Origin of the sequence: Actinomyces sp. oral taxon 180 str. F0310 (genome assembly GCF_000185285.1) — a bacterium.
Classification (GTDB): Bacteria; Actinomycetota; Actinomycetes; order Actinomycetales; family Actinomycetaceae; genus Pauljensenia.
In genome coordinates this window covers 709,367-732,333 of record NZ_GL622194.1, presented here as the reverse complement: position 1 = coordinate 732,333, position 22,967 = coordinate 709,367, and the positions used below count along the sequence as shown (strand labels likewise).

The window sequence follows — 22,967 nt, the reverse complement described above, 5'->3', positions numbered from 1 at the left end:
TTTTGCTCGCGCAATTCACGCAGTTCCTTGGCCTCACTACGATTCATCGACCCATAACGCTGGCGCCACCGGCACAACGTTGCCTCGCTGATACCCAGCACGCGGCACGCCTGGGCCGTACTCATGCCCTCACATCGCAACGCCTCGGCCCTCTCTAGCTTCACAACAATCAGCTCAGGCGTGTGCTTCGAAAACTTCCTCATAGTCATCCATTCAGCCCGGCCACAAACAGCCGGGACTACTCAGAACAACCCTCTCACAACAAACGGTCCGAAAAACCCAGACCCCTCCAGGGCTCGCAGACAGGAACGATCGCGGAAGCTGGAATCCCGCAATACGAAAGAAGCGGCCTCAACACCCCTACACAAACCCCGGGACTTGGCATGCCAATCAAGTGGCGACGTCACGCGGGGCGCTACACCCGTTATGTGGCGCTAGACCCGATCAGAACGGGTGCAATGCCCACGTATCGGGTGTACCGGGCTCGCAGACAAGAACGATCGCGGAACCTGGAATCCCACAACACGAAAGATAACGGCCTCAACACCCCCTCATACATAACCCGGGACTTGGTAATCCGTCGTGTTTGAGCACGCATGGATAGGTTAATGATTCCAGTAGTCGGACCCAGCTGCGTAGGCGTGGGCGCATGGGAGAGGGGAGCGGTCGCTGAGTGGCCTCATCAGTGGGTGGTTACTTCGCACGCTCGCACGCATGTCCGTGTGGTCGCTCGCCTGACGTGAGTAGATGTCGCGGAATTTCAATGTTCTGTGGCTATGTCTCATACGTGCCGAATGGACATCATGTGTGACTGTGGGTGCTGTGCGCGATGGGTGTCCAGGTCCACACCGAGTGTGATGTGGGTCATATTTGCTGAATGAGCTTGACGGGATAGGTGGTTCGGTGGTTTATTAGTCATGTAAGGAACCACTGAACATGAATGGGAGGTGTCCATGCCCCCGACCTTCGTCTCGGGGATCCCGATCTACGTCCAGATCGCCGACAGTATCCGCGCCCAAATCCTGCGCGGCGCACTGCGCGACGGGGACCAGCTCACGTCCACCACCGAATACTCCGCCATGTACCGCATCAACCCCGCCACTGTCGGCAAGGCGTTCGCCATCCTCGTTGACGAGGGCCTGGTCGAAAAGCGACGCGGCATTGGCATGTTTGTCGCCGAGGGGGCCCGCGCCTCCCTCGTCGAGGCGGGCATGAGAACCTACGTCGACGACACCCTCTACCCGGCCGTCGAGGCGGGACTCGCCCTCGGCCTCGACATCGACTCTATCGCCAACCACGTCCGCGCCTATGCCGCCGACCTTCGCACCAAGGAAGACTCATGATCACCTTCAACGCCATCAACCACACCTATCCGGGGGAGGCGGAGCAGGCCCTCACTGACCTCTCCCTTGAGTTCGGTGACTCCACCGTCACCGCGCTCGTGGGCCCCAACGGATCGGGTAAGACAACCCTCATGCAGATCCTTTCCGGCCTGCTTCCGTCCTCCTCGGGAGGCGTGTCCATCAACGGAACGGGCATGCGCCCCAACGACCTGCTCGGCTACTCGGTCATGGCCTCCTCCGACAGGGACTTCGACAACTCCTCGGCTGGGGCGCTAGTCGCATACGCCTCCCTTCGCCCAACCTGGGATCAGAAGCTCTTCGACCACTACGCCCAGCGTTTCGGATTCCAGATGAAGCCTCGCAAGAAGCTACGCAAGGTCTCCTCCGGCCAGGCCGCGATCCTTACGGGTGCCGTCGCGCTGGCTTCCGGAGCTCCCGTCACCGTCCTCGATGAGATCCAGGCACCCCTGGACGTTCCCACCCGATACGCCTTCTACGAGGAGCTGCTCACCCTGGCCGCCGACGCCTTGGAGGGACGTCGCCCTCGGCGCACGTTCCTAATCTCCTCGCACATGGTCTCCGAGCTTGAGAACGTCGCCGAAGACGTCGTTGCCCTCAAGAATGGGCGCCTGCTCGCCCACGAGAGCGTTGAGACGTTCACCTCGCGCATCTGCGCCATCGCCGGCAACGCCGCCGACGTGGAGAGCTTCCTGGTCGACCACCCCGGCCTCGGCGTCATCACCTCGCGCACGCTCGGATCCGCCCGCGAGATCGTTGTGGACCTGCGCGGCCGCGGCATCACCGACCGCGAGATCGCATCCCACAGCCTCACACTCTCGCCCTGCACCTTCCAGGACGCTTTCGCCTACCTCATCCAGGAGAACGACCAATGAGCACCGCAACCCCCGACCTCATCACATCCTCCCCCTCGCCACTGCGCGTCGGCCTCGTCGGCTGGCGATTCACGGTGGTGCTCTACCTGCTGATCGAGAGCTTTCAGTTCCTCGTCAACTTCGTTGTCAACGGCATCGTCTACCTCTCGGTCTCCGACGTCACCGAACAGGTGGAACAGGCCGCCACGAACTCCGCCGCCGTCACGGGCGTCTTCCTCTTCGTCTGCGGGGTCCTCAGCGCCACCGTCAACATGCGAGCCTCCGCCCTCAGCGGCGGGTCGCGCCCCGTGCTCACAGCGGCAAGCTACGTTCAGTCTCTCCTCATCATCGCTCTGGGATCCCTCGTCTGGTGGCTGCTCATCGTCATCCATCCCTTGCTCTTCGTCATGGGACGCGATTCCTTCCCCCTCGGTATTGACTCGTGGATCTACGTCGTCCTCACGTGGGTTGCCTGCGACGGGGCCGGGCGCTTTATTGGTGGCCTGTCCCGCTGCATCGGCTCGACCTGGAAGCGGGTTATGGCACTCATGGTCGCGATCCCGTTGGGCATCTGCGCCATCGGCGCGCCGATCACCTGGCTGGTCCTCAGCCTCGTCCACAAGTCCGGCTACCTCCCACCCATGCACCCGGCCTTCTGGCTGCTCGGCCTCATCCCGCTGACCGTCGTCGCCGCCGGCTGGCCGCTGACCGCCTCGGGTCACATCCGGCGCGTCGGCTGATACCGAGCCAACTCGCTGAACACCGATCCCGACCGCCGCATCCCCGGCCTCGTCCCCTCTCGCGGAAGGGGCGAGGCCGGGGCTGTTTCATGGGTTATCGGACGGTGCATGCGCTGGCGGTGTGACTGTGAGGCGTGCTGGTGTCGAACAGCCGATGTTGAAGGCTGCCGTCACTACCGACGAGAATGGCGCATTATGGTGATGGAGTGTTGACACTTTGTCTTTTTTGTACGGAAACTCTATGTTTGAGGCGATTGTCTGTACCTCGGGGATACGGCTACTTCATCGTGCCCTGTGTGTGGCTGCCCCGTCATCTGTCGTCGCTATACGGGTGGCCTGGAGGGGCCTGCTCGCGCGCATGTGGATAGGTTACGACGATGTGGATAGGCTATTGACATCCGGATAGGTTAATTACCTATCCGGATCTGCATAACCTATCCGTATGTTCATAACCTATCCGCGAGCGCGCCGGGCGAAGGCTGCCTGCCTGATGGGAGCATGGATTGTGTACAACCTATCCGCGAGCGCGCCGGGCGAAGAGCGCCGCAGGACCCAGCCAGAACTCCAAGCGCGACCCTGTGGTGGGATCCATGAGTGCGCAGTGGCCCGGAATCACCCGACACAGTAGTTATCGGCTAGTATCGGGTGAGACATGACAGCCAGTCATGCCCCTCATATCAAGGAGTTACAAGTGGCACAGGGACCCTCCCGCCTCGACAACGTCATCAGCCTGGCCAAGCGCCGCGGCTTCGTCTTTCCCTGCGGTGAAATCTACGGAGGCACCCGCTCCGCCTGGGACTACGGGCCGCTGGGCGTGGAGCTCAAGGAGAACATCAAGCGCGCCTGGTGGAATTACATGGTGCGCCGCCGCGCGGACGTCGTCGGCCTGGACTCTTCGGTGATCCTCCCGCGCGAGGTGTGGGTCGCCTCGGGTCACGTCAAGGCCTTCACCGACCCGCTCATCGAATGCCTCAACTGCCACAAGCGCTCGCGCGAGGACCAGCTCATCGAGGAGCTCGCCGACAAGAAGGGCGTCGAGGAATCCTCCCTCACCCTGGCCGATGTTGCCTGCCCGACCTGTGGGGTGCGCGGCCAGTGGACCGAGCCGCGCGCGTTCTCCGGCCTGCTCAAGACCTACCTGGGCCCCGTCGACGACGAGGCTGGCCTGCACTACCTGCGTCCCGAGACCGCCCAGGGCATCTTCGTCAACTACGCCAACGTCATGAACGCCGCCCGCAAGAAGCCGCCCTTCGGCATTGGCCAGATCGGCAAGTCCTTCCGCAACGAGATCACGCCGGGCAACTTCATCTTCCGCACCCGCGAGTTCGAACAGATGGAGCTCGAGTTCTTCTGCGAGCCCGGCACCGACGAGGAATGGCACCAGTACTGGATTGACTACCGCAAGGCCTGGTACGTGGACCTGGGAATCGACCCGGAGAACCTGCGCGAGTACGAGCACCCCCAGGAGAAGCTCTCGCACTACTCCAAGCGCACCGTCGACCTGGAGTACCGCTTCGGCTTCCAGGGCGGGCAGTGGGGTGAGCTCGAGGGCATCGCCAACCGCACAGACTACGACCTGACCGTGCACTCCGAGGCCTCCGGCGCCAAGCTCGACTACTTCGACCCGAGCACGAAGGAACGCTGGACCCCCTACGTCATCGAGCCCAGCGCCGGCCTGACCCGCTCTCTCATGGCCTTCCTCATCGAGGCATACCACGAGGACGAGGCCCCCAACGCCAAGGGCGGCGTCGACAAGCGCGTCGTCCTCAAGCTGGACCCGCGCCTGGCTCCCGTCAAGGCGGCCGTCCTGCCCCTGTCTCGCAAGCCCGAACTCACCGGCCCGGCCCAAGAGCTGGCCGACCAGCTGCGCGGCCTGTGGAACATCGACTACGACGACGCTGGTGCGGTCGGTCGCCGCTACCGCCGCCAGGACGAGATCGGCACCCCCTACTGCATCACCTACGACTTCGACTCTGTCGAGGACCGTGCGGTGACCATCCGCGAACGCGACTCCATGCAGCAGGTGCGCATCCCCCTCGAGGGCGTCAAGTCCTACCTCGTTGAGCGCCTGGGCTGCTGACTTGTCTCACGTCCGCTCACCCGCAGCGGCCCCGCTTCACGTGGGGCCGCTGCGCCTATGGACGCCCGTCGTCCTCGCCCCCATGGCGGGCGTGACAGACGCCCCCTTCCGGCGCCTGTGCCGCATCATGGGAGAGTCGGGCCTGCCCGGCGCCCTGCGGCCCGCCGGGCTGCCCGCGTGGGCCGCCGACGCGTCCCCCGGTGCCGATGTCTCGTCCCAGATGGACCCCGAGGCGGGGACGGCGCGACGCGTGGCGATCCCCCGCGTTGACGCCCCCGCCGGACTGTACGTGACCGAGATGGTCACCAGCCGCGCCCTGGTCGAAGGAAACGAGCGCACCCTCGACATGGTGCGCCCAGACCCCGCCGAACGCGTCCGCTCCCTCCAGCTCTACGGCGTGGACCCCGCCGTCATGGCGCGCGCCGCCACCATGCTCGTCGAGCGCGACCTCACCGACCACGTGGACCTGAACTTCGGGTGCCCCGTGCCCAAGGTCACGAAGAAGGGCGGGGGAGCGGCGCTGCCGTGGAAACGAGACCTCTTCGTTGACCTTCTCGATTCCGTCGTTCGCGCCTGCCGCAAGGCGGGCGAGCGCGCCGGGCGTGAGATCCCCGTGACCGTCAAGATCCGCATTGGCATCGACTCTTCCCACGAGACCGCCACCGACGCGGCCCTTTCCGCCCAACGCCTGGGGGCCGCCGCACTCACGCTGCACGCGCGCACCCAGACCCAGCACTACGCGGGCAAGGCCCAGTGGGAACACATCGCGCGACTGAAGGAGCTCCTCGACATTCCCGTCTTCGGCAACGGCGACGTCTTCGAAGGGGCGGACGCCCTGGACATGCTCGAGCGCACCGGGTGCGACGGGATCAGCGTCGGACGGGGAGCGCAGGGGCGACCCTGGATCTTCCGCGACATCGTGGCCGCCTACCACGGCGCACCCATCCCGGCCGGTCCCACCCTGGCGGACGTGATCGCCGTGATCGAGCGCCACGCCGCGTGGTGCGTCGCCGACCAGGGATGCGAGGAGCGTGCCCTGCGAGAGATGCGCAAGCACATCGGCTGGTACCTGAGGGGATTCGCCGTTGGCGGAGCCCAACGTCACGCCCTCTCCATGGTCTCCACCCTGCAGGAACTCCACGACAGACTCGGCGAACTGGACGCCGACCAGCCCTTCCCGCCCGCCGCGCGAGGCCCACGCGGACGGGCCGGCGGCGAGAAAACCCCCCACCTGCCCGACGGCTGGCTGGACCACCCCCACCTGACCGAGGCCGAGCGGGCGCGCTTGCACCTGGCGGAAATCGGATACTAGAGCGAAGGAACCATGCCGCAACCAGAAACGCCTGCCCCCGACCCCGCGCCCGGAGTCATCACCCTTGGCAGAGCCGGGAAGAAGACGACACTCGGTGGACGCACCCGGGTGATCGTCCCCTTGACCGGCGACGCCGCCTCGCTGCGCTCCCAGGTGGCCGCGCTGGCCTCCTCCCGCGCCGATATCGCCGAGTGGAGGGCCGACACCTTCCTGGCCTCCCTCGTCGGCTCACACTTCGTGGCCGCCGCAGACATTCAATCTGAGCTCACGTCTGCGGCTCGCTACGTGACCGACGCGTCGCCCGTCCCGGTCCTGGCTACCATTCGCACCTTTGTCGAAGGGGGCCACGCCTACCTCGACGACGAGGAGTACTGCGCGCTCGTGCGCTGCCTCGCCCCCCTCGTCGGGGCCGTCGACGTGGAGATATCCCGGGACGGAGCCGCCTCGCTCATCGAGGATGCCCACGGGGCCGGTGCGCTCGCGGTCGCTTCCTTCCACGACTTCGAGGCCACACCCTCGGACGAGGTCCTGGCCGAGGTCCTGGCGGCCATGAACCACGCGGGTGCGGACGTGCTGAAGTTCGCCTGCACGGCCACCAGCGCGACTGACGCCGCCCGCGTTCTGGCCGCGCAGGCCTGGGCGCGCGAGGCCTACGACCGGCCCATCATCGGCATCGCCATGGGGCCCGCGGGCGCGCCGACGCGCCTGGTGGGATCCGCCCTCGGGTCGTCCGCGACCTTCGCGTGCCTGCCCGGCTGGGCGGGGAGCGCTCCCGGCCAGTTCACGGTGGAGCAGGCGCGCGCTGTCCTGGACGTGGTCGAGCGTGCAGGCCTGGGCGCCCGCGGCGCTGAGTGAGACACAGGGGCTGCGTCGGTGCCCGTTGTGTACGATGAGTCCGGTCCCGTCAACAGAACAATGAGAGCGCCTGTGCCGCGCACACAATGAGGCGCTCGGAGGGGTGAGAATGAACTGGTCCGACGTTCTTCAGTGGCGCTCTGAGCCGCTCGCCGAGTACGGGCGCGAGGCTGAGAAGCACTCGCGTGAGCTCCAGGAAGCGGCTGAAAGACTCGTCGCCCGGCTGAACTCCCTGACCGGGCGCGGCCAGACCGTCACGGCAGTGCGCCGAGCCCTCACGCAACGTATCTCGGTGATCGATGAGCAGGTCAACTACCTGATCAGCGTCAGTGAAATCGCCAGCGCCGGAGTCGACGGCATCGCCGACATTCGCGCCGACATCGCCGACATCCAGGAGACCCTCGCGTCGCAGCCGATCCACATCGATACCAGAGGCGTCGTCTCCCTCGTCTCCAGTTTGCTCGAGTCGGCTCGGGACCTCCCGACGCACTACCTGGAGATGGTGCGAAGCGTCGCGGAACGAGTGGCGAGGGTCCTCGCAAAGGCCATTGCGCTGGAGGCGAAACTGGCCGGGATGATAGCGGCCCTCGGCCTGGGCGCGTACGACAATCACGTGAACTACTCCGCCTCGGGTCCCTCGCGTCCCTCGCTTCCCCCTGCGGGTGCCAGCGAGCAGGAGGTCGCCTCGTGGTGGGCGAACCAGAGCGACGCCAACAAGCAGTGGCTCATCGAGAACTATCCGGAGAAGATCGGCAACCTTAACGGCGTTGACGGCACGTCGAGGGACAAGGCGAATCGGATCGTCCTGGACCAGAAGCTCAAGGACCTGCCCGGACAGATCAGTCAGCTTGACGAGGAGATTGCCGGTGCGTCCTCCCCGTCCGTGCGTGAGGCCCTCCGGCAGAAGAAAGCAAAGCTCCAGCATGAGTTGGATGAGCTGGAGGTGGTCAAGACGACCCTCGATAGAACGTTCGTTGATCCTAAGACTGGGGGCAAAGGTGATGGTGTTCCCCGCCAGCTGCTGGGCCTCGATTCCTCCGAACGTAACCTCAAGGCGATCGTCGCCCAGGGCAACGTGGACACGGCGGACCACGTGGGCGTGGTCGTGCCCGGATTGCACACGAACGTCGAGAAAACGTTGGATGCCTACGACAACCGAGCATCGGACATGATGAACAGTGCGAAGGAACAGGTCAAGTCGGGTGAAACCGTGGCGATGGTGTCGTACCTGGGATACGACGCCCCGCAGAAAGAACTCGAGGCTGCGACCACCGTGTACGCGGACAAGGGAGCCGTCGGCCTCGCAGGCTTCCTCAACGGCATGGATGCCTCGCGCGAACACGGGGCGGGGGACGCGCACATGACCGTCTTTGGTCACTCGTACGGCTCCACGACCTCGGGTAAGGCCGCAGCTCTCGTGAACGAGGGGGTCGTGGACGACATCGTGCTGGCCGGGTCGCCGGGCGCGGGCGTACAGAAGACCTCCGACTATCACGTGCCCCAGGGACATGCGTGGGTGAGCGCGGCACCCTACGCGTACGACCTGGTTCAGGGCTTGGGGACCGATGTGAACTTCGGGAGGAACCCCGACACGATGCCCGGCTTTCACCACCTGTCGGGCGACGTGGGGCCGACGCCGAAGGCGTACGATCCCGTCGGCCTGCACATGGCCTATTTTAATAAGGGTACTCAGGCCCAGCGTGAGATTGCCGGCGTGATTGCTGGCGTGGGGAGGAGTTAAGCGTGAGGCTCGCACGTGCCGTCGTTTCAGGAGTCTGTGTGGCGTTGCTGTGTGCTGCGTGCGTTCCCCGTTCGGAAGGAGATAACAAGGTGAATCCTGAGCATGAGGCAGCCGCGGAGGTTGCTCAGCATCTGCACTCGATTGAGGAGTTTCAGCGGGATGTGGAGCCCGCGATTGTTGCCGCGCGCAACGAGTTCCTCACCGAGGACACGATCATGGGTCTGTTTAAGAACGATTACATCTCTGAGATTTATCCCGAGGAACCTCCCCTGTACACGCTGCTCTCTCGTTTGTATTTCTTCTCTGAGACTGACGCTGATCGTCTTCGGGATGTTTACGATGCGAAGCTCAAGCCGTTGGGGTTTACATTCTCGGAGAAGCGCACCCCCGAGATGGTGCTCATGCTGTGGACCAATGCCGACTATTCGGCGAGCGTTGAGGTCGTGACCCACCTGGGGATTCGAAGTGGCGCACACTATGGTGCCAGGAACCTGCGCAGCGACGGAAGTACCGACCAACCGTCGAGGCTGTTGCCCCTTGAGGGGCGGGAGCCCGACTGGCTGACCCCGGAACTGACCGAGAAGTACCGGGAGCAGTAGCAAGGGGGCGGGTAAGAGTCCGCCATCCCTTCGCTGACCTCGTTCGCGCGGTAGCGAGGGCTCGTGCCAGCGTGGACGGGGAGGACGCTGTCCCCCGCGAACCGCGATGCAGGTGGGGGCGGACCGCATGGTCCGCCCCCACCTCAGGCAACGATAGCGAGTCGGCTTACGCCTCCTTCGGGTTCACGGTCACGACCGTGTCACCCGGGGCAACGGGGCCCGGCTGCGCCGGCGACACCTCGCCGAACTTCTTCTTATTCGTCACGACCATGGGGGTGATCGTGTCGTAGCCTGCCTCGCGAATGACATCCCAGTCGACCTCCGCCAGCACGTCGCCGCGGCGCACCACGTCGCCCTTGGCCACGCGAGGCGTGAAGCCCTTGCCCTCCAGCTTCACCGTGTCCATACCGATATGGATCAGCACCTGGATGCCCGACGCCGACTTGATGCCGTAGGCGTGACCCGTCGGGAAGGCCACCGATACCTTGCCGTCACAGGGCGCCACGACCGCGCCACCCGAAGGCGAGACCGCAATACCGGGGCCAAGAGCCCCCGCAGAGAAGGCCTCGTCGGCCACATCCGACAGCGCAACCAGCTGACCCTCCAGCGGAGAGGTCAGCGTCAAGTCAGCCACCGCCGCGGCGCTAAACTCCGGAGCAGCAAAGGAGGCGGAAGCGGCAGGCGCGACCGGGGCCCCCGGCGCGGCAGCCTGGGTGGGGGTCACGCCAGCCTTCAGCGCGGCCTTACGCTCGCGAGCCTCGGCGCGCTGTTCCTTCGTGCGATAGTCGAAGATGACGACCATCAGGAACGCCGTGAAGAACGCGACCGCGATACCGAGACCGTACAGGGCGGTGGGGGAGAACACGGGGATCGTCAGCAGGGACGTGAACACGAAGGTGTGGGTGATAGCGCCCCCGCCAATGCCGATAGTGAGGCCGCCCGCAACACAGCCGGTGAGCATCAGCGGGTAGATGCGCTTGAAGCGCAGGTGAATGCCGTACAGGGACGGCTCCGAGATGCCTCCGAAGAGCCCGGCAGCCAGCGCGCCGGAAGCGGTCTGACGCATGTCGGCGTCGCGGTCGCGAATCGACAGGAAGAGCACACCGGCCGTGGCGCCAAAGCACGCGAAGTTCCACGCGCCCATCGGACCCTGGATGAAGTCGGACCCGGTGGCGGCGATGTTGGCCAGCTGCAGGGCGTTGAGCGGCCAGTGCAGGCCCAGTGGCACCAAGAAGGGGTAGATGATCGGGATGATGATCGCGAAGAGGATCGGGGCGTTGCCGTTGAGCCACGCCAGGCCGCCACCCAGGCCATTACCGATCCAGATGCTCAGGGGGCCGATGAGGAAGGCCGTCAGCGGCATGATGATCACGAAGGAAATGAAGGGCACGAACACCATCTGCACGTTCGCGGGGATGATCTTCTTCAGGCCCTTGTACAGCAGCGCCAAAATCGGAACCATCAGCAGGGGCACGAACACCTGGCCGCCATAGTCCGCCAGCTGCAGGGGCAGGCTGCCGATCAGCGGAACATTGTCGATCTGGGTCGTGCACTGCAGCAGATCGTCTTTACCTTCGACGAGCTGGATACAGGTGGTGGCGGGGAACTTGGCAACGTCGCTCAGGCCAAGGAAGTTCGGGGTGAGCAGCGACAGGATGACGGCGGTGCCCACCCACGGGTCGATGTCCAGCTTCTTCGAGGCGTTGTAGGCCACCATCGCCGGCAGGAAGTAGAAGACCGCGCGCCACATGGAGTTCACGTAACCCAGCCACACCGGAATCGTGTCCGCACGCGTGTCAACCACGTGCAGGGCATCCAGGACCGCCAGAAACGCCAGGATCAGGGAAGCGCCGAGCAGGACGGGAAGCAGGGGGCGGAAGGAATCGGACAGATACTCGAAGAACGCATCCACGATCGCGTTCTTACCGCGCGCCTTCGCACGAGCAGCAGCCTTCACGTCCTCGTTGGACGCCGCACCCGCGGACTTCATCGCGGGAAGGTTCTGGATGTCGTTGTAGACCGACTGGACGGCACCGCCGATAACGATCTGGTAGCGGTCGCCCGACTGCGGGACCGCCCCCAGGACACCGTCGATGGACTCGACCGTGTCCTTATCGATCACGGAAGCATCGCGCAGCTCGAAACGCAGGCGCGTCGCGCAATGGGTCAAGTGGATGATGTTGTCGGGGCCACCGACTGCATCGAGGATGGCCTGTGCCGTGTTGGACACGGGGGCTCCTTCCGGTAGAGCGCCTTTCGACGCTGAATGGGACACCTTGAGTATCACAGGGCGCGGCCCCTCATGGGAAGTGCGCGCGGTCCACTTCACACTGCGGTGCTTCCCTGCGGGCCCGCGAGCGCGCTCCTCAGCTCATTAGAGGTTTCTCATGGGCGTCTCATTCCCCTCTGGGCTTGACATCCCACAGTAGAGGCATTGGACCGCTACAGGAAGGGGGTGGCGCGTTGACAACGCCACTATCCGTGCTGCTCTACAGCCACGACTCCCAAGGGTTGGGGCACGTGAGGAGGAACCTGGCGCTCGCCCACCACATCGCCGCGGGCGTCGGCGCGGGAGGGCTGCGCGGACTCGTTGTCTCGGGCCTTGCTCCCTCGCCCCTGTTCACCCTGCCCAACGGCTTCGACTGGCTGGTGCTGCCGGGAGTCGAGAAACGAGACGGAGTCTACGTTCCCCGTAGGCTCCCCGGCACCCTGTCCGAGACCGTTGCGCTGCGCTCCTTGATCCTCGGCGCCGCGCTCGCCGGCTTCGCTCCCGACCTGGTCGTCGTCGACCGACACCCGCTGGGGATCCGCCGCGAGCTCGAGGCCCCGCTTCGGGCGCTGCGCCGCTCCCACCCGGGAGCCCGCGTCGTCCTGGGACTGCGCGACGTCCTCGACGACCCCGCCGTCGCTGCCCGCGAGTGGGAGGGGCTGGGCGGCGCCGACACCCTGGTGCCCCTGGTCGACCAGGTGTGGGTCTACGGCGACCCGCGCGTCCACGACGCCACGAGCAGCGGCGAGATCCCTCCGGCCCTGGCCTCGCGTGCCCTCTTCACCGGCTACCTGGCCGCGGGACGCGCCGACGTGGACCCATACCCCGGGCGGCTCTCCCGCCCCTACGTGCTCACCACGGCCGGCGGAGGCTCCGACGGAGGACCCCTCGTCGAGGCGGCGGCCAGCGCACGGGTGCCCGCCGGCCACGAACACATCGTCGTGGCCGGCCCCCAGCTGGCCGAGGATCGCTTCGCCCGCGCCCAGGCCCTCGCTGGGCCCTCGACCACCGTGGTGCGATCCTGCCCCGGCCTGGCCCACCGGATCCGCGAGGCCGCCGCCGTGGTCGCCATGGGCGGCTACAACACCGTGTGCGAGATCCTCGCTACCTCCACCCCCGCCCTCATCGTCCCGCGGGAGAAACCGCGCCTCGAACAGGCCATCCGAGCCCGCGCGCTCTCCCGCGCCAGCGCCGTTGACACCGCCCGCCAAGAGGCCGCCACCCCGGACCTGCTTTCCCGCTGGCTCGCCGGTGCCGTCTCCACCCGAACCGACCGATCCCACGTTGAGCTCGGCGGCCTGGCCGCCGCAGCCCGAGCCGCCGCCCGCCTGCTCACCTGCACCCCCGAAGGAGAACTCACATGACCCGCATCGGCTACGTCCTCAAGGTCTACCCCCGCTTTTCCGAAACCTTCGTCGTGACCGAGATCCTTGCCCGCGAAGACCTCGGCCAGGACCTGTCCATCTACGCGCTGCGGCCCACGACCGACACGCGCTTCCACCCCGAGATCGCGCGCGTCGAGGCCCCCGTCAGGTGGGTGCCCCGCCCCCGCAAGGCCGCCGAGCTGTGGGAGACCCTCACCGAGGGCCTCACCGACGAGGACATGCGTCGCCGCTTCGTTGATCTCATGCCCCACATAGCATCCCTGAGCGCCGATGACGTCGCTCAGGGAGTCGCCCTCGCGCGAGCGGCCCGCGAGGACGGCATCACCCACCTGCACGCCCACTTCGCGTCCCTGGCCGGGCGGACCGCGTGGATCGCCTCGTCCCTGACGGACATCCCCTACACGGTCACGACCCACGCCAAGGACATCCACCACGAGTCCGTCGATATGAACCTGCTGCGCAAGGTGTGCGCGGGCGCCGCCCAGGTGATCGCGATCTCGAGCTACAACCAGGACTACCTCAACCGGGTGCTCGAGGGCACGGGGGCGCGCATCATCCTGCAGCGCAACGCCCTGGAGCTGGCGCGCTTCGCCTACCGAGACCCCAGGCCCTCCTACGGGCCGCTGCGCATTCTCGCGGTCGGACGCCTCGTCGAAAAGAAGGGCTTCGCCCACCTCATCGACGCCCTCGCCCTGGCCCGAGATGCCGGGATCAACTTCGACGCCCAGATCATCGGCGAGGGGGACCTCGCGGGCGAGCTCGTCCAACGCATCGAGGACAGGGACCTGTCGGATTCGTGCCGCCTGCTCGGGGCGCGCACACAGAACGAGGTCCGCTCCCTCCTCGAAAACTCCGACGTTTTCGTCGCACCCTGCGTGCCCGGCGCCGACGGCAACATTGACGGGCTCCCCACCGTCATCCTTGAATCCATGGCCGTGGGCACTCCCGTGATCGCCACCTTCGTCAGCGGCATCCCCGAGGTCGTCATCAACGGGCGCACCGGCGTCCTCGTTCCCCCGGCCTCCGCGGGCGCCCTCGCGCAGGCTCTGGGAGACATCGCGTCGGGTCGCGTCCCCGCCCGGGATCTGGCCCGAGGTGCGCGAGCCCTCATCAAGGAGACCTACGACTCCCACGTCCAGGCCGCCCGCCTGGCGAGCCTCGAAGACGAGGAGGAGCGCTGATGAGAATCGCCTACGTGTGCGCCGACCCCGGCATCCCCGTCTACGGCACCAAGGGGGCCTCCGTCCACATCCAAGACGTCGCGGGCGAACTCGTGCGGCGCGGGCACGAGGTCGAGATCCACGCCGTGCGCCTGGGCGAGCACCCGAGCGCCGACCTGGCGAGCGTGCCCACGTGGACCTACCCGCTGCCCGTCCACTGCTCCGACCGCGAACGCGCGCAAGGCATGGCGGCGAGCGCCATTGCCGAGCACCTCGAAACGGACACCCCCGACCTTGTGTGGGAGCGCTACTCACTGTTCTCCACCGTGCTCGCCCGCCTCGCCGACACCCGGTCGGTCCGAGGAATCCTCGAGGTCAACGCACCCCTCATCGACGAGCAGCGAGAGCACCGCAGGCTTGACGACGAGCAGGGTGCCCTGGCGAACCTGAGGGAGCAGGTGCGCGCGGCAGCCGCCACGATCTGCGTGTCCGAACCCGTGCGCGCCTGGGTTGAGGAGCGCACCGGCACCCGGCGTGCCCACACGATCCCCAACGGCGTGGACACCACCAGGATCACGCCGGTGGGCGAGGAGGACGGCCGCGTCGTCGTCACCTTCGTGGGAACCCTCAAGCCCTGGCACGGCGTCGAACACCTCATCGAGGCGCGCCGACTGGCTGCGGCCCCCTGGAGCCTGCGCATCATCGGCGACGGCCCCCAGCGTCCCCACCTGGAGGAGAGCGCGAGGCGCGCGGGCATCGAGGCGGACTTCCACGGTTCCGTCCCGCCCCACGACATGCCCGCCCACCTGGAGGGAACGGCCATCGCGGTCGCCCCCTACCCGATGCCCGAACGCGCCGCAGACCACTACTTCTCGCCCCTGAAGGTCTATGAGTACATGGCCGCCGGCCTTCCCGTTGTCGCCAGCTCGCTTGGGCAGATACCCGACGCGCTCGACGGCTGCGGCGTCCTCGTGCCGCCGTCCGACCCCGCCGCCCTCGCGCGTGCGATCGACTCCCTCGCCCAGGACCCGGCTCGGCGAGCCGAGCTGGGGGAGCGGGCGCGACGCCTCGCCGTCGACCGCCACTCCTGGAGCGGGGTCGTCACGCGGGCGCTCGACCTGTTGGGGGTGCGCCATGCCTAAGATTTTCCGGGGTAAGCGCCTGAGCCCGCTGGCACGCACCCTGTCCCTCGTTGGGCCGGACGTGCGCCCCAACCGAGGCCTCGCCGTGGGCGGCATCGTCGCTCTCCTCATGGACGTCGTGTTCCGCGTCATGGAGCCCTGGCCCATGAAGATCGTCGTCGACTCGGTGTTCGAGGCCGCCCTGCCCAAAACGGACGACGCGTGGGCGGCCGCGCCCATGATCGTGGCCTGCGCGCTCCTGCTCGTTCTCATCGTGGGACTGCGTGCGGCCAGCAACTACCTGGCCACCGTGTGCTTCGCGCTCGTCGGCTCCCGGACCGCCCAGTCCCTGCGCGCCCGCGTGTTCCGCCACGTCCAGGGCCTGTCCCTGCAGTTCCACGCGCGCAACCGCAGCGCGGATACGGTGCAACGCATCGTCGGAGACGTCAATCGCCTGCAGGAGGTGGCCATCACCGCCGGGCTGCCGCTGTTGGCCAACACGGCGACCCTGGCGGTCATGCTCATCGTCATGATCGTCCTGGACCCCTTGCTCGCGCTCATCGTCGTCGCGGCCATCGCGCTGTTTCTTCTCCTCTCGCGAGGCTCCTCCCAGCGCATCACCGTGGCCGCCAGGAGCACCCGCAAGGGCGAGGGCCAGCTGGCCAACACCGCGCAGGAATCCCTGGCCTCGATGCCCGTCGTCCAGGCCTATGGCCTTGAGGACTACATCGCGAAGCGCTTCGGGGGAGCCAACGGGCGGGCCGTGCGCCAGGGTGTGAAATCCCTGCGGCTGGCGGCCAGGCTCGAACGCTCCACGGACCTCCTGGTCGGCATCGCGTCGGCCATCGTCCTCGTCGGAGGCGGCCTGCGGGTCCTCGACGGCGCGATGGGTGTGGGTGACCTCGTCCTGTTCACCTCCTACCTGCGCACCGCCATGAAGCCCCTGCGTGACATGGCCAAGTACACGGGCCGTATCTCTCGGGCCGGGGCCTCCGGTGAGCGCGTCGCCGACCTCATGGAGGTCCGCCAGGACATCGCGACGCACCCGGACGCTCTCAGCCCCGCCCACATCGGTGGGTCGCTCGAGTTCGACCACGTCGTCACAGAATACGACGGCGTGGAGGTCCTCCACGCCGTGTCCCTCAGCGTCGCCCCGGGGGAGAGGGTGGCGATCATCGGCCCCTCCGGCTCCGGAAAGTCCACCTTGGCGTCCCTGGTGGTGCGCGCTCAGGATCCCGTGCGCGGCCGGGTCATCATGGGCGGCTACCCGATCAAGGAGCTCTCCCTTGCCGCGCTGCGATCCAACGTGACCCTGCTGCACCAGGAGGCCGTCCTCTTCGCCACCACGATCCGCGAGAACATCGCCCTGGGGCGCGAGGGCGCCTCGGATGAGGAGATCGTGGCGGCGGCCAAGGCCGCCAACGCGCACACCTTCATCATGGAGATGCCCGGCGGCTACGACGCGCAGGTGGGCGAGCGGGGAGGAACTCTCTCCGGCGGCCAACGCCAACGCATCGCCATCGCCCGAGCGCTGCTGCGCAACACGCCTGTCATCATCCTCGACGAGGCCACCACCGGCCTGGACCCCGAATCCGCCGGCCTCGTCCTGGACGCCATCGACGGCCTCGTGAGCGGGCGCACCGCCCTGGCCGTCACCCACGACCCCCAGGTTGCCCTGCGCTGCACGCGCGTCGTGTGGATCGAGGAGGGACGGATCCTCCTGGACGGAAGCCCCGCGCGTCTGCTCGCACAGTCCGATCTCTTCCGAGCCTGGATGGCAAGCGCCGCGGCGAACACCAGCGGAGCGGGGGCATCATGAACGAGTCCATGTCCCTGGCAATCTCCACCCTCCTCGACCCGGAGCGCCTCAGCGGCGCCCTGGGCGAGGCCAGAGCGGCCAGCCGGGTGCGCATCAAGCCCGGTGTTTCCGTCAGCGCATCGCTCGTTGACGCCGACGGGGTCCCCGCGGGTTGGGCGCGCATCCTGTGGCCCGCCGCGCGCCCGAAGGCGGACAAGACCGCCAGGAAGGCGCGCAGCCTCGGCCTGCCCACCCGGATCCGCCCCCTGCCGTTCGACCTGCGCATCCAATGGGGCGGCGTCGAATCCGACCCCGCGCTCATGACCCACATCGCGCGCGCCGCCGCCGCGGGGAGCGTCGACCCGGCGACCTGGAGCATTCTGCGCCACAACCCCCTGCGTCGAATTGTCGCCCGGAGCGGCGGAACCATCGTGCGGATCCGGACCCACTCCAGGCGGGTCGACACCGCCCTCGGCCGCTACCTGCAGGAGGCCATCCCCGTCCCCGAGCGGCTTGACGACGCCGCAGACCCCCACGTGTGCGTCCTGTCCGACGCGGGAGGCTGTGACCTGTCCACCCCGCGCGGGAGCGCCGAGCAGGTGCTCAGCTGGAACGAGGAAGCCGGTGGCCTCTTCGCCCGCCTCCATGCCAGCGCGCCACCCCTCCACGTGCGGGCGGCGCTGGCCGCGCCCGCGCCCTCCACGACCGACACGCTGCGCGTCCACGCCGCCATTATCGGCGCGCTTGATGCGGACCTGGGGGCACGCATCGAGGCTCTCGCACGCGTTGCCCCCGAAGCACCCGGCGGGGCCTGCGCGATCATCCACGCCGACGCCTCACCGGATCAGGTGCTCGTCAGCGGGTCGGGTCGCCTGCTCCTGGCCGACTTCGACCGCGCCCGAATGGGGAACGCCGCCTTGGACGTCGCCTCCTACACGGCCGCCACCAGCCCCGATGCCGCCTCCGCCTTCCTGCGCGGCTACGAACAGGCCGGTGGGTGCATTCCCGACGAGGTGACCATGGCGGCGGCGGTTCTACACGCCCGCGCCCTGTCGCTGGCAGACCCCCTGCGCGAGGCGCGCCCCGACTGGGCGCTGCGGGTCGGACAATCTCTGGACCTCATGGAGGAGAACACCCATGGCACTCATTGATGATGTCGTGACGATCCCCGGTCTTCGGCGAGCCTGGCCCGCAGACGAGGCCATCAGCGTGGAGATCGTCGACGAACGCGGACGGATACGAGCGGGACGCGTCGACCAGTCGGGACTGGTCCTCTCCCTCTACGCTTGCGACCCGGTGCTGGGCACAATCCCCGTGGGGGAAGGAACCCTCGTCGTCCACCGCCTCGCACGCCGCGCCGTCGTGGTTGGCGAGGACCGGGTGACCAAGCACGTGCGCAAGGGCGGCGAACGCATCGCCCGCGCAACCGTGACCGCCGGGCGCGCCTACCGATCCTGGGGGCTTGAGACGGCCTCGATCACGTCCTGGACGCCCACCTCCGTCACCTTCACGAGTCTGCCCGGACGCTGCCTCGCCGACATCGGAGACGCGGGCCTGCCCGGGTGGCGCCTGCTCGCCGACTCCTGGCGCCCCGTCAGCGAGGCTGACCTCGCCCGGCACAGCGGAGCCCACGAAGCCAGGAATCTCGCCCGCTGGGCGCAGCACGCGCGACGATTCGACACCGTCCAGGACGGCCCTCGCCTCGCCGAGGCCGTACTGGAGACCTCCCGGCGCCTCGTGGAACCCGCCGACGCGACCCCCGTCGTCTCCCACACCGACCTCCACGACGGTCAGCTCCTGTGGGATGGCACGACCCTCGGGGTCATTGACCTTGACGGAGCCCGCCTCGCCGAGGCGGCCCTGGACCTGACGAACCTGCGGGCGCACGCCGAACTGGCGCGCCTGCGCGGTTCCCTGAGCGCCCGAGGCCTCGACTCCATCATCGGGTGGCTCGACGACGCCGCCCGACGCATGCCGACCTCGCAAGGGCGCCTGAACGCCTACCTGGACGCCGCGCGCCTGCGCCTCATCTTCGTCCACTCGTTCCGGCCCGGATCGCGCGCCTGGCTGGATGACTGGAGAGATCACGCGCTCGGTGGCCTCGCGAACACCCCCTAGCGCACCCCACCCCTAGCACACCCCATACGAGAAAGAGCACTCCCATGAAAATGACAGTTATCGGTTGCGGATACCTTGGCGCCGTCCACGCCGCCTGCATGGCGTCCCTGGGCCACGACGTCGTCGGCATCGACATTGACCGCGATAAGGTGCGGGCGCTGGCAGCGGGCCGCTCTCCCTTCCACGAGCCGGGCCTGGAGGACATCCTCGATGAGGGTATCGCCGCCGGAAACCTGCGCTTCACCGCCGACCCGAGTGCCGCCGACGTGCGCGGGCGGAGCCTCCACTTCATCACGGTGGGCACGCCCCAGGCCACCGACGCGGGAGCCGCTGACCTGAGCCACCTCATGTCCGCCGTCTCGATGCTCGCCGAGGCGCTCGACCCGGCCGAGCGCGCCGTCGTCGTGGGTAAGTCAACGGTCCCGGTGGGTACCGCTGCGCGCGTGGAGCGGGAGCTGGCCGCAGCCGGAGCCTACGTCGCGTGGAACCCCGAGTTCCTGCGCGAGGGCTACGCCGTGGAGGACACGCTTCGCCCCTCCCGCCTCGTCTACGGTCTCTCAGATAACCCCGAGGCCGCCACGCGCGGGCGCGAGGCACTCGACGAGGCCTACCGGCCCCTGCTGGAGGCGGGCACCCCCGTCATCGCATCCGATTTCGCCACGGCCGAGCTGGTCAAGGTCGCCGCCAACTCCTTCCTGGCCACCAAGATCAGTTTCATCAACGCGATGGCGGAGATCTGCGACGCTACCGGAGCCGACGTCACGATGCTCGCCCATGCCCTCGGCCACGACGAACGCATCGGCAGGCGCGCCCTGGGAGCCGGCATCGGATTTGGCGGAGGCTGTCTGCCCAAGGACATTCGCGCATTCGTGGCGCGCGCCGAGGAACTGGGGCGGGGAGAATCCGTGGCCTTCCTCAAGGAAGTGGACGCCATCAACCTGCGTGGGCGAAGCCGGGCAGTCGCGGCCGCCGAGGCCGCCCTGGGAGGCAGCGTCAAGGGCGCCAACATCGCCGTCCTGGGTGCCTCCTTCAAGCCCGACACCGACGACGTGCGTGATTCCCCGGCCCTGGATGTGGCCTCGCGTCTGCACGAGCGTGGAGCACGCGTGCGCGTCACCGACCCGATCGCGCTGTCCAACGCGGCTGTCGACAAGCCCCACCTGACCATGGTGGAGGACCTGGACTCTGCCCTGCGCGACGCCGACCTGGTGTTCCTGGCGACGGAGTGGCCGCAGTTCGTCGGCCTGGATCCCAAGGAGATCGCTCCCCTTGTGCGCACCCGCACCGTGGTCGACGGGCGAAACGTGTTGGATCGCGACAAGTGGAGCGAGGCCGGGTGGACGCACGTCGGGATCGGACGGTGAGCGATGCGCTCCGCGGGGCGCGCCCCTCGTGGAGAACTCGCGAGGAGCCGCCCCGCCGGGGTGCGCGCCAGAGCGGTACGGGTCACAATGAGGCCATGAGCGCCCAGCCCGCACCTCCCCGGGTGTCCGTCAGCATTCGCACCAGGATTATTGCCGCGATGATCCTGGTCGCGGGCGCGGCACTCACCGTCTCTGGGATCCTTGTCTCCGTCCTGCAACAGCGCGCCCTGGATGCGCGGGCGGTGGACAACCTGCGTCGGTCCAAGGCGGCTCTCGAGCATCTGATCGCCGAGGGAACAGACCCCGACACGGGAGGGCCTCTCACCGACCCTTCCGAGATCGTGCGCACGCACCTGTCTCGCACCTTCTGGGGCTCAAGCGCCGGGGAGGTCGGCTTCGTGGAGGGGAGCCTCTACTGGCTTCCCTCCCAGGAGCCTCGCCTGCACCCAGAAGAGGACCTCGAGCTCATGGCCCACGTGGCGGCCTTGACCACGGGCACGGACACCGTCTACGAGACCTTCACGAGCGCGCAGACCACCTATCGTCTCGTCGTTATTCCCGTCAGGGGCCAGACCTCGACGGCGGCTCTCGTGCACGTCATCGACATGAATCGCTACTCGCAGTCCTTCCACTCCACGATGCTGCTGTACGCGGTCTCGGCCGTCGGTACGGTCGCGCTGGTGGTTCCCCTCGCCTGGTTCGCCGTCACGAGGCTCCTGCGCCCCATCGGCGAGCTTCGCCGAGCCACCGACTCCATCGGTGAGGCCGACCTGGCGACCCGCGTGCCCGTTCGCGGCAGGGACGACCTGTCGGCCTTGGCGGCGGCGGTCAACAGGATGCTGGATCGAGTCGAGCGGGCGGTGGTGGCGCGGCGCGAGCTCCTCGACGATGTCAGCCACGAGCTGCGCACTCCGATCACGGTGGTGCGCGGCCACATGGAGCTCCTGGACCCGTCCGATCACGCCGACGTCGTTGACACGCGCGCCCTGGTGATTGACGAACTCGACCGGATGGGCATCCTCGTCAAAGACCTGCTAGAGCTTGCCCGCGCCTCCGACGCCGTCGCCCCCACGCCCGTCGATCTGGCGGCGCTCACCGACGCCGTCGTGGACAAGGCCAGCGCACTCGGCGATCGCGACTGGGTCCTTGACGCCTCGGCGCACGCCAGCTGCAGCCTCGATTCGGCCCGCATGACGCAGGCGTGGCTGCAGCTGGCGCAAAACGCCGTCCAGTACTCGGCGAAGGGCACTGAGGTGGGAATCGGGTCGCGTGTCGAAGGGGACGTCGCGCGCATGTGGGTGCGCGACCGGGGGGAGGGCATCGCCCCGCAGGACATTGAGCGGGTCCGCGGCCGTTTCGTGCGCGGGGTGGGCGCCGAGCGCGTGTCCGGATCGGGCCTTGGCTTGAGCATCGTCGAGTCCATTGCGCGCGCCCACGGCGGGCGCCTTGACATCGAATCGACGCTGGGGGAGGGATCGACCTTTACCCTGGTGATACCAGTGCGCCCGGGCGGCGCGGACTCAGGAGTCACACCATGACGACCATTCTTATCGTCGAAGACGAGCGCAGGATTGCCTCCTTCGTCGCCAAGGGGCTTCGCGCCGCTGGCTTCGTTCCGGAGGTGTATTCGACGGGGGCGGAGGCCGTCGAGGCGGCCCTTCAGGGGCGCGGCGCCCTCATGCTGTTAGATGTCGGCCTGCCCGACATTGACGGCTTCGAGGTCCTCGAACAGATCAGGGGACAGGGGGTGGAGATGCCGGTCATCATGCTCACGGCGCGCACCTCGGTGTCCGACCGCGTCGCGGGCCTGGAGGGTGGGGCGGACGACTACGTGCCCAAGCCTTTCTCCTTCGAGGAACTCCTTGCCCGAGTGCGCCTGCGTCTTCGGGAGGAAGCGCCGGTTCCGGGGGGACTGACCCTGACGAGGGGGTCCCTCGTCCTTGACCTGAAGAGCCGACGGGTTCGCGTGGGGGAACGATCGGTGGATCTGTCGGCCCGGGAGTTTACCCTCCTGGAGACGTTCATGCGCAATCCCGGGCAGGTTCTCAGCCGCGAGCAGCTGCTGTCGGCGGTGTGGGGGATCGACTTCGATGGCGGATCCAACGTGGTGGATGTCTACCTGTCCTATCTGCGTCAGAAGATAGGAAAGGATCGTTTCGAGACCGTGCGAGGCATGGGGTACCGTCTCGTGTGAGCAGGGAAACGTGTGG

The 22,967-nt window shown here is 67.5% G+C and carries 19 protein-coding genes; 17 read left to right on the top strand and 2 right to left on the bottom strand.

Annotated features, from left to right (window positions below):
• The coding region (locus tag HMPREF9006_RS03260) for a helix-turn-helix domain-containing protein (protein ID WP_034230974.1) at window positions 1–203 on the bottom strand (203 nt) is incomplete at its 3' end.
• A gap of 750 nt (window positions 204–953) precedes the next feature.
• Between HMPREF9006_RS03260 and HMPREF9006_RS03255 the strand changes: the two genes are divergently transcribed.
• The 8 genes from HMPREF9006_RS03255 (at window position 954) to HMPREF9006_RS03220 (ending at window position 9,542) form a co-directional block, all read left to right on the top strand.
• Complete coding sequence (locus HMPREF9006_RS03255) at window positions 954–1,343, top strand: GntR family transcriptional regulator (protein WP_034230971.1); 390 nt, start codon at window positions 954–956, stop codon at window positions 1,341–1,343.
• Window positions 1,340–2,236, top strand: a complete 897-nt coding sequence (locus HMPREF9006_RS03250) for an ATP-binding cassette domain-containing protein (protein ID WP_009212106.1) — start codon at window positions 1,340–1,342, stop codon at window positions 2,234–2,236. Before HMPREF9006_RS03255 ends, HMPREF9006_RS03250 begins: the two co-directional genes overlap by 4 nt.
• Complete coding sequence (locus tag HMPREF9006_RS03245; RefSeq protein WP_009212105.1) at window positions 2,233–2,955, top strand: hypothetical protein; 723 nt, start codon at window positions 2,233–2,235, stop codon at window positions 2,953–2,955. Before HMPREF9006_RS03250 ends, HMPREF9006_RS03245 begins: the two co-directional genes overlap by 4 nt.
• Window positions 2,956–3,646: 691 nt before the next feature.
• Complete coding sequence (locus tag HMPREF9006_RS03240) at window positions 3,647–5,035, top strand: glycine--tRNA ligase (RefSeq protein ID WP_034230969.1); 1,389 nt, start codon at window positions 3,647–3,649, stop codon at window positions 5,033–5,035.
• Window positions 5,036–5,075: 40 nt separating this feature from the next.
• Entirely contained in the window at window positions 5,076–6,347 is a 1,272-nt protein-coding gene (dusB, locus tag HMPREF9006_RS03235; protein WP_009212103.1) for a tRNA dihydrouridine synthase DusB, read from the top strand.
• Window positions 6,348–6,359: 12 nt separating this feature from the next.
• Window positions 6,360–7,202: a type I 3-dehydroquinate dehydratase gene (gene aroD, locus HMPREF9006_RS03230; RefSeq protein ID WP_034230967.1), complete on the top strand. Its 843-nt coding sequence runs from the start codon at window positions 6,360–6,362 to the stop codon at window positions 7,200–7,202.
• A 109-nt stretch (window positions 7,203–7,311) separates the two neighbouring features.
• Complete coding sequence (locus HMPREF9006_RS03225) at window positions 7,312–8,943, top strand: alpha/beta hydrolase (protein WP_009212101.1); 1,632 nt, start codon at window positions 7,312–7,314, stop codon at window positions 8,941–8,943.
• A gap of 2 nt (window positions 8,944–8,945) precedes the next feature.
• Window positions 8,946–9,542 (top strand): DUF4853 domain-containing protein, encoded by a 597-nt coding sequence (locus HMPREF9006_RS03220; RefSeq protein WP_232209813.1) that lies wholly within the window; start codon window positions 8,946–8,948, stop codon window positions 9,540–9,542.
• Window positions 9,543–9,708: 166 nt separating this feature from the next.
• Here the strand turns inward: HMPREF9006_RS03220 and HMPREF9006_RS03215 are convergent, their stop codons facing one another.
• Window positions 9,709–11,772, bottom strand: a complete 2,064-nt coding sequence (locus HMPREF9006_RS03215; RefSeq protein WP_009212099.1) for a glucose PTS transporter subunit IIA — start codon at window positions 11,770–11,772, stop codon at window positions 9,709–9,711.
• A 251-nt stretch (window positions 11,773–12,023) separates the two neighbouring features.
• Here HMPREF9006_RS03215 and HMPREF9006_RS03210 point away from each other — a divergent pair, with 251 nt between their 5' ends.
• From HMPREF9006_RS03210 to HMPREF9006_RS03170, 9 genes are all read left to right on the top strand, one after another.
• Entirely contained in the window at window positions 12,024–13,175 is a 1,152-nt protein-coding gene (locus tag HMPREF9006_RS03210) for a glycosyltransferase family protein (protein WP_009212098.1), read from the top strand.
• On the top strand, window positions 13,172–14,377 hold the full coding sequence (locus HMPREF9006_RS03205; protein ID WP_009212097.1) for a glycosyltransferase: 1,206 nt from the start codon (window positions 13,172–13,174) through the stop codon (window positions 14,375–14,377). Before HMPREF9006_RS03210 ends, HMPREF9006_RS03205 begins: the two co-directional genes overlap by 4 nt.
• Window positions 14,377–15,498: a glycosyltransferase family 4 protein gene (locus HMPREF9006_RS03200; RefSeq protein WP_009212096.1), complete on the top strand. Its 1,122-nt coding sequence runs from the start codon at window positions 14,377–14,379 to the stop codon at window positions 15,496–15,498. The genes HMPREF9006_RS03205 and HMPREF9006_RS03200 overlap by 1 nt, the downstream gene beginning before the upstream one ends.
• On the top strand, window positions 15,491–17,296 hold the full coding sequence (locus tag HMPREF9006_RS03195; protein WP_009212095.1) for an ABC transporter ATP-binding protein: 1,806 nt from the start codon (window positions 15,491–15,493) through the stop codon (window positions 17,294–17,296). Before HMPREF9006_RS03200 ends, HMPREF9006_RS03195 begins: the two co-directional genes overlap by 8 nt.
• Window positions 17,293–18,426 carry a phosphotransferase gene (locus HMPREF9006_RS03190; RefSeq protein ID WP_009212094.1) on the top strand — a complete coding sequence of 378 codons (1,134 nt, stop codon included), beginning with the start codon at window positions 17,293–17,295 and terminating at the stop codon, window positions 18,424–18,426. Before HMPREF9006_RS03195 ends, HMPREF9006_RS03190 begins: the two co-directional genes overlap by 4 nt.
• Window positions 18,413–19,393: a phosphotransferase gene (locus HMPREF9006_RS03185; RefSeq protein ID WP_009212093.1), complete on the top strand. Its 981-nt coding sequence runs from the start codon at window positions 18,413–18,415 to the stop codon at window positions 19,391–19,393. The genes HMPREF9006_RS03190 and HMPREF9006_RS03185 overlap by 14 nt, the downstream gene beginning before the upstream one ends.
• Before the next feature lie 44 nt (window positions 19,394–19,437).
• A complete protein-coding gene (locus tag HMPREF9006_RS03180) occupies window positions 19,438–20,757 on the top strand; it encodes a UDP-glucose dehydrogenase family protein (RefSeq protein WP_009212092.1) in 1,320 nt (439 codons plus the stop codon).
• Between the two features lie 95 nt (window positions 20,758–20,852).
• Window positions 20,853–22,295, top strand: coding sequence for a sensor histidine kinase (locus tag HMPREF9006_RS03175; protein WP_009212091.1), 1,443 nt, complete (start codon window positions 20,853–20,855; stop codon window positions 22,293–22,295).
• Window positions 22,292–22,951: a response regulator transcription factor gene (locus HMPREF9006_RS03170; protein WP_009212090.1), complete on the top strand. Its 660-nt coding sequence runs from the start codon at window positions 22,292–22,294 to the stop codon at window positions 22,949–22,951. The genes HMPREF9006_RS03175 and HMPREF9006_RS03170 overlap by 4 nt, the downstream gene beginning before the upstream one ends.
• The last annotated feature ends 16 nt before the right edge of the window (window positions 22,952–22,967 follow it).

What these genes read in the sequence shown, in the direction of transcription:
- HMPREF9006_RS03255 (WP_034230971.1), top strand. Translation starts at nt 954, where the DNA reads ATGCCCCCGACCTTCGTCTCGGGGATCCCGATCTACGTCCAGATCGCC.
- HMPREF9006_RS03250 (WP_009212106.1), top strand. Translation starts at nt 1,340, where the DNA reads ATGATCACCTTCAACGCCATCAACCACACCTATCCGGGGGAGGCGGAG.
- HMPREF9006_RS03245 (WP_009212105.1), top strand. Translation starts at nt 2,233, where the DNA reads ATGAGCACCGCAACCCCCGACCTCATCACATCCTCCCCCTCGCCACTG.
- aroD (WP_034230967.1), top strand. Translation starts at nt 6,360, where the DNA reads ATGCCGCAACCAGAAACGCCTGCCCCCGACCCCGCGCCCGGAGTCATC.
- HMPREF9006_RS03225 (WP_009212101.1), top strand. Translation starts at nt 7,312, where the DNA reads ATGAACTGGTCCGACGTTCTTCAGTGGCGCTCTGAGCCGCTCGCCGAG.
- HMPREF9006_RS03205 (WP_009212097.1), top strand. Translation starts at nt 13,172, where the DNA reads ATGACCCGCATCGGCTACGTCCTCAAGGTCTACCCCCGCTTTTCCGAA.
- HMPREF9006_RS03200 (WP_009212096.1), top strand. Translation starts at nt 14,377, where the DNA reads ATGAGAATCGCCTACGTGTGCGCCGACCCCGGCATCCCCGTCTACGGC.
- HMPREF9006_RS03195 (WP_009212095.1), top strand. Translation starts at nt 15,491, where the DNA reads ATGCCTAAGATTTTCCGGGGTAAGCGCCTGAGCCCGCTGGCACGCACC.
- HMPREF9006_RS03190 (WP_009212094.1), top strand. Translation starts at nt 17,293, where the DNA reads ATGAACGAGTCCATGTCCCTGGCAATCTCCACCCTCCTCGACCCGGAG.
- HMPREF9006_RS03185 (WP_009212093.1), top strand. Translation starts at nt 18,413, where the DNA reads ATGGCACTCATTGATGATGTCGTGACGATCCCCGGTCTTCGGCGAGCC.
- HMPREF9006_RS03180 (WP_009212092.1), top strand. Translation starts at nt 19,438, where the DNA reads ATGAAAATGACAGTTATCGGTTGCGGATACCTTGGCGCCGTCCACGCC.
- HMPREF9006_RS03175 (WP_009212091.1), top strand. Translation starts at nt 20,853, where the DNA reads ATGAGCGCCCAGCCCGCACCTCCCCGGGTGTCCGTCAGCATTCGCACC.
- HMPREF9006_RS03170 (WP_009212090.1), top strand. Translation starts at nt 22,292, where the DNA reads ATGACGACCATTCTTATCGTCGAAGACGAGCGCAGGATTGCCTCCTTC.